This window comes from Dokdonella immobilis (assembly GCF_900115085.1).
Classification (GTDB): domain Bacteria; phylum Pseudomonadota; class Gammaproteobacteria; order Xanthomonadales; family Rhodanobacteraceae; genus Dokdonella; species Dokdonella immobilis.
This window is the reverse complement of record NZ_FOVF01000012.1, coordinates 96,600-102,601: the sequence shown is the minus strand read 5'-3', so window position 1 is coordinate 102,601 and position 6,002 is coordinate 96,600. Positions and strand designations below refer to the sequence as shown.

General features: G+C 64.6%; 5 protein-coding genes. 1 reads left to right on the top strand and 4 read right to left on the bottom strand.

Going from position 1 to position 6,002, the window contains the following annotated elements; translation table 11 throughout:
* Nucleotides 1–1,139: 1,139 nt before the first annotated feature.
* Nucleotides 1,140–1,604, top strand: coding sequence for a tRNA (uridine(34)/cytosine(34)/5-carboxymethylaminomethyluridine(34)-2'-O)-methyltransferase TrmL (gene trmL / locus BM125_RS10360; RefSeq protein ID WP_092407650.1), 465 nt, complete (start codon nt 1,140–1,142; stop codon nt 1,602–1,604).
* 426 nt (nt 1,605–2,030) lie between these two features.
* Here the strand turns inward: trmL and BM125_RS10355 are convergent, their stop codons facing one another.
* From BM125_RS10355 to BM125_RS10340, 4 genes are all read right to left on the bottom strand, one after another.
* Nucleotides 2,031–3,032 (bottom strand): NAD(P)H-dependent glycerol-3-phosphate dehydrogenase, encoded by a 1,002-nt coding sequence (locus BM125_RS10355; RefSeq protein WP_092407626.1) that lies wholly within the window; start codon nt 3,030–3,032, stop codon nt 2,031–2,033.
* A gap of 11 nt (nt 3,033–3,043) precedes the next feature.
* Nucleotides 3,044–3,556, bottom strand: a complete 513-nt coding sequence (gene secB, locus BM125_RS10350) for a protein-export chaperone SecB (protein WP_092407624.1) — start codon at nt 3,554–3,556, stop codon at nt 3,044–3,046.
* Nucleotides 3,557–3,681: 125 nt separating this feature from the next.
* Complete coding sequence (locus tag BM125_RS10345; protein WP_092407622.1) at nt 3,682–4,125, bottom strand: rhodanese-like domain-containing protein; 444 nt, start codon at nt 4,123–4,125, stop codon at nt 3,682–3,684.
* Nucleotides 4,126–4,324: 199 nt separating this feature from the next.
* Nucleotides 4,325–5,734, bottom strand: coding sequence for a serine hydrolase domain-containing protein (locus BM125_RS10340; protein ID WP_175498008.1), 1,410 nt, complete (start codon nt 5,732–5,734; stop codon nt 4,325–4,327).
* Between the last annotated feature and the right edge of the window lie 268 nt (nt 5,735–6,002).

Below are 6,002 nucleotides of genomic sequence, written 5' to 3'. Positions count from 1 at the left end.
ATAAGTTATTCGATTCCCTTCACCGTCAGCGCGACACGGGTGACAACGGGTCAGACCGACCTGGAGAAAACCTGACTAACTTTCCGGCCGTCACAGCGTGCTTCGACTGATCCTCGAACACCGACGACACCGATGGACGAACGAGGTCTCCGGGTGCGGTTTATACCCTGGTCCGAGTCGGCATCCGCGACTCAACAAGACCGTTTGAGGAAATGCAGTCTGACATCGTTTGGTCTCCGCATCGCACTGACAAATCAGCACGGACCAAAGGAACAACTCGATGACCAGCAAACGCCTAAGAGCTCAGGGCCACAGCCTCACTCACCCGGAGTTGACGGGAAGTCTCTTGAGGACTGGTTAGGGGCGAAGTAGACCTGCACGCTCTGCCACTTGTACATGTAGAACGCGCCGATGCCAACAACCAGCAAGCTGGGAAGAACATACGCTAGCATGCCGACATACGGACATGGTGCTACGAACGCGAGGCCCAGAAAAACCAAATACACAGCGCGAGCATATGGCTGTCTTGAAACCAGCGTCCATGCGGCGAATGGGCCAACGATGCCTAGCAAGGAAGCGAGTACGCCCGCGCCGCTGCTCCACCACTCAGTGTAAGTGACGTGCCGACCTTGTATAGCGTATGAGTCAATTGGAATGACTGATATGACTAAGAATACGAAGCAACATGCCGCATGCGCAGTGAGGAACTTTAGAAGTCTTGGCATGCTGCTAAAGTTTGCCCACATGGCCTAGCCCCTAACGCCAATTCGATCCCACAATGGGATCTATTCCATAAGCCTATCACGGCAAACTGCGCAAATGCCCGGAGAATTTCCTCATGCAAATCAGCGACATTTGCTGACCGAGCGGTCTAATCCATCAGCCTAATCCTGGGGTTTTTCTTCTGGCAAGTTGACGCCCAGAAGATGATGCACTACGCGCGGTTTCCCATCCCATGGCCTAGATGATTGCCCAATGCGGCAGATCCCGAAAATGCGCCTTCATTCGGATCGCCCCGCTCGGTCAAGACCGAATCGGCGGCTGCATGAATCGCACTGCTTCGGGCGATGAAGGACGTGGGAGTCGAAAGGAACTCGGATCGGCGGGATACTTGTCGGCATATTTCCGGCAAGCCCCACATGCTCAATATCGTCCTCCACCGCCCCGAGATCCCGCCGAATACCGGCAATGTCATCCGCCTGTGCGCGAACACGGGTGCGCGGCTGCACTTGATCGGTCCGCTTGGCTTTGCATTGGATGACGCCAAGCTGAAACGCGCCGGGCTCGATTATCACGAGTACGCGGCATTGACCGTGCATGAGGATCTCGGGGCCTTCCTGGCGGCCGTGAAGCCTGCGCGCGTGTTTGCGGTGTCGACGCGGGGAACGGTGCGCTATGACACCGTGCATTACGACGAGGACGATGCCGTGATGTTCGGGTCGGAGACGAGTGGCTTGCCGCAGGCGGTGCTCGAGTCGGTGCCGATGGGGCAGCGCATCCGGTTGCCGATGCGGCCGGAAAACCGCAGCCTCAATCTGTCGAATGCGGTGGCGGTGGTGGCTTATGAGGCGTGGCGGCAGAGGGGGTTTGCGGGGGGTGGGTGATTGCGGGCTGGCGGCGAGGAGCGGATAGGAGGGAGGATCTGAACAGGCGAACACGTCGCGTCAGGAGACGTGAAGCGAAGGGCCCCTCATCCGCCTCCAGCACCTGAACTCGCACCCTCCATGGTGCTCGCCCCTGCGGGCAGCATTCGCGGCGCAAAACGGCAATCCTGCCGTTTGGTCTCCCGCGGGCGGGAGAAGGGAAAAGCGCGGCGTTGGTCCCGGGTAGCTCAAGATGGCCGCGGGGAGGCGTCTCGAGGGTTGTGCTTGATCGTGCGATCGCCTCGTGGGGTGATGCCTTGGGTCTTGGACGGAAAGGCATCGCGCCTGAAGGCGCTCCTACGAGAGGCGGACGAAAGTCTTGAGGGCGGGTGGAGTGGGTTCGCACCGGCGTCGGCGGTGGCCGAAACGCGGGGAGGGAATTGCGAGTCAGTCGGGGTATTCGGGTTTCTGCTCGCGCGCGAGCAGGGCGCGCAGGCCTTCTTCGGGGGTCATGTCCTCGTGCAGGACATGTTGCACGTGTTCGGCGATCGGCAGTTCGATGCCGACGCGCTGGGCGAGGCGGACGACCTCGTCGACCGTGACGATGCTCTCGACGACCTGGCCGATCTCGGCAATGGCCTGTTTGAGCGGGACGCCGCGACCCAGGGCGATGCCGAGGCGGCGGTTGCGCGACAGATCGCCGGTACAGGTAAGGACGAGGTCGCCGAGCCCCGCGAGGCCCATCAGGGTTTCGGGCTTGGCGCCGAGAGCGGTGCCGAGGCGCAGGATCTCGTTCATGCCGCGCGTGATCAGGCCGGCGCGGGCGTTGAGGCCAAGTTCCATGCCATCGGCGACGCCGGTGGCGACCGCGAGCACGTTCTTCATCGCCCCGCCGAGTTCGGCGCCGAGGATGTCGGTACCGGTGTAGGCGCGGAAGGTCGGCGCGTGCAGCAGGCGGGCCAGCTTCCTGGCGAACTCGGGGTCGTTGGACTGCACGGTCAGGGCGGTCGGCAGACCGGCAGCGACTTCCTTGGCGAACGAAGGGCCGGTGACGACAGCGGCCGGATGGCCCGGCAGGCGCTCCTCGACCAGCTCATGCAGGAATCGACCGGAACCCGGGTCGAAGCCCTTGGTCGCCCAGGCAATCCCGACACCGGGACCGACCCACGGCGTGATCGTGTCGAGCAGATCGCGGAAGGCGTGGCTCGGCACGGCAATCAGGACGATGCCGGCATCGCGCACGCAGGTTTCGATGACGCCGGTGATGCCGAGCGCGTCGGGAAATTTCATTTCCGGGAGGTAGCGCGTGTTCGCGCGCGCCGTGGCCATGTCGACCACGGCCTGCGGCGAGCGCCCCCACAACGTGGTGGGGACGCCATTGCGAGCGAGCAGCACGGCCAGCGCCGTGCCCCACGATCCGGCGCCGAGGACCGCAACCGGCGTGCTCATCGATCGGTGGCTCAGGAGTTGAGCGTGGTCGGGCTTTCGGCCGGGGCTTCGGCGCGGCGACGCTGCTGTTCGGCGTAGATCGCATCGAAGTTGATCGGCTGCAGGAACAGGGGCGGGAAGCCGCCGCTCTGGACCAGGTCGGAGACGATCTGGCGCACGTACGGGAACAGCACGTTCGGGCAGTAGGTGTTGAGCACGCCTTCCTGCGAAGCCGCATCGAAGCCGGCGACGCCGAAGATGCCGGCCTGATGCACTTCGCACAGGTAGGCGGTGTTTTCCTCGATCTTGCAGGTCACGGTGACGCTGAGGACCACTTCGAAGATCGAATCGGCGAGCGTGTTGACGCGCTGGCTCAGGTTCAGTTCGACCGCCGGCTGACCCTGCAGCTGGAACACCTTCGGTGCGTTCGGCACTTCGAACGAGACGTCCTTGGTGTAGATCTTCTGCAGGTTGAGCTGGGCCTGGATGGCGCCGCCATCCGGGTTGGGATTGGCCGCGCCGTTCGCGGGGGAATTCTCTGCCATGTTGCGGTTGCTCCAAGAAAAGCGGGGAAAAAAGGACACGGATTATCCCATGCCGGGCAGGGCAACGCACGCTCCGACCCGATGCGGCGATCCGCTGGAATGCAAACGAAGGCCCGGTTCGCGGCTCAGGCGCGGCCCTTGGCCAGCGGCAGCTGGGCCTCGCTCCACGAGCGCAGGCCGCCTTCCAGCGTGTAGACCTGGGTGAAGCCGGCCTTCTTCAGGCGCTTGGCGGCGAGGCCCGAGGTTTGGCCGGACTTGCAGTAGACCGCAACCGGCAGCTCACGGGCCTTGGCCAGGTCCTTGTTCTCGGGATCGAACTGGCTCATGGCGACGTGGCGGGCGCCCGGGATATGCCCCTGCTCGAAGTCCTGGATGCTCGAGACATCGATCAAAAGGGCGTTGTTGCGGTTGATCAGCTGGGTCAGTCCGGCCGGCGTGAGCGCCGTGTAGCCGCGGGTCAGGCGGCCGAACTCGAGGGCGACGAGGGCGACAAGCACGCCGATGAAGCCGAACGAAAGGAAGGGATGATTGCCGATGAATTCGGGCAGACGATGCAGGATTTCGGACACGGTGTTGGCTTGGCCTGAGGCAGCGCGCGCTGGGTGCGCCGGGATGAAATGGGCGCCGATTGTCCGTGAGCAAGGGTGCCGCATGCAAATCGCGGCACTCTTGCGGGGCGTCACTCCGCGCCGGACCCTGGCCCCGAGCGGGGGGCCGGGGCGGAATCGCCGTAGCGACCGGCTCCAGGCGGCCGCATCCGGATGACGACTACTTCCCTTCGCGCTTGACCCGCTCCGCAACCAGGGCCACGGCCGGCATCGTCGCGTAGACCTCGGCGGGCGGATCCTGGTTAGCCAGGACCACGACCGTGTACGGCGATCCCTGCACGAGCAGCAGGTGGGTGCTGACGCCCGGGAACCCGCCATCGTGGCCGACCGCGGTCTCGCCGTAGATGTCGGCGATGCCCATGGCGTAGCCGTAGCCCCAGCCGTCCCCGGCCGGACCGTGCGGCGTGGCCATGTCCTTGAGCCAGGCCATGCTGACCAGACGACCGCTGCGCAGCGCTTCGGCAAAGCGGACGAGATCGTCGGCGCTGGAGACGGCGCCGCCGGCCGGGCTGCCGATGTCGGCCTCGGCGATCTTCCAGTCCGGGGAACCTTCCTTCGTGTACGGCGTGACCAGGGCGGGGCCGGCGAGCGGGACATTGTTGGCCGAGCTGTGCAGCATGCCGGCCGGCTCGAAGATGTGCTTGCGCAGATAGTCCGGATAGCTCTCGCCGGAGACCTTTTCGACGATCGCGCCGGCCAGGGCGAAGCCCGCATTGCTGTACTCGCGTCCGTTGCCCGGTACAAAGCTCGGTTCGTCATTCGCATACAGCGGCACGAACTCGTCTGCGCGGCGAACGCCGTGCTTCATCATCGCCGGCGTGCGCTTGTCGAGGAAGTCGCCCATGCCCGAGGTGTGCGACAGCAACATCGCCACGGTGACCTTCTCGCGCACGGTCTTGTTCGGATAATCGGGAAAGAACTTGCCAACGGTATCGTCGAGGGCGAGCTTGTTGCGGTCGGCGAGCTGGCCAATCGCCACGGCCGTGAACATCTTGCCCATCGAGCCGAGCGTGAACAGGCTCGATCCGGTGAGCGGGGTCTTCTTGGCGCGGTTGGCAAATCCGCCGCTGGCGCGGGCGATGACGGTGTTACCGCGGGCCACCGCGACGATGCCGGAAAACAGGCCCGCGCCGGTGAGGCGCGCCACCATCTGTTTCACTTCGCGGGCTATCGCAGCGTCATCGAGATGGGCCGGGAGGGAAGCCTCTTCGGGCAATGCGGGCCGCAGGCCGCCGCGATCAAGCTGACCCTCCGCATTGGCGATCAGCACCCCTTCGAACCATGCGCCGGTCTTGCGACCCTGCATCCTGAGGGTGATCGACAAGGGCTCGGAACTGGCCACGGCGACCGGATCGAGGCCCCCGTTCGCCGAACAGGTCGCGAACATGTCGGCGGCGCGCGCCTCGGCGGGCATGCGCCCGGCACCACCCGAGGACAGATGCTGGCCGATCCACGCCGTCATGCGGGCGAGGTCGGGGTCGCGACACTGCGCGATCCAGTCGCTCATCAGGTGCCCGGCGGTCGTTTCGGGCAAGGCGACCGGTTGGTCGGTCGCGGTTTGCGCCGACACGGCGCCTGTTACCAGGATCAGTGTGGGAAGGAGAAGGAGCCGGGCAAACGCAATATGGTGGGGCCTGATCATGGCAATGAGTTTCCTTGACGGGGTGCGCGCGATGCGATTCCAGAGGCGAGCGTGTGCGGCGCAAGCCGGACACGTACGGGTTCGAAGAAGGAGATGCGCGAACTTGGCGCCTGGTTGCAGCCTCCTGCGGACGATCGCGATGTCGAATCGATCGCGACAGGGCCCAGCAATCGAGTACCGGTACCGACGGCTACCG

Bases quoted from the DNA above. Each gene is read 5' to 3' on its own strand.
- trmL (WP_092407650.1), top strand. From the start codon at position 1,140: ATGCTCAATATCGTCCTCCACCGCCCCGAGATCCCGCCGAATACCGGC.
- BM125_RS10355 (WP_092407626.1), bottom strand. From the start codon at position 3,032: ATGAGCACGCCGGTTGCGGTCCTCGGCGCCGGATCGTGGGGCACGGCG.
- secB (WP_092407624.1), bottom strand. From the start codon at position 3,556: ATGGCAGAGAATTCCCCCGCGAACGGCGCGGCCAATCCCAACCCGGAT.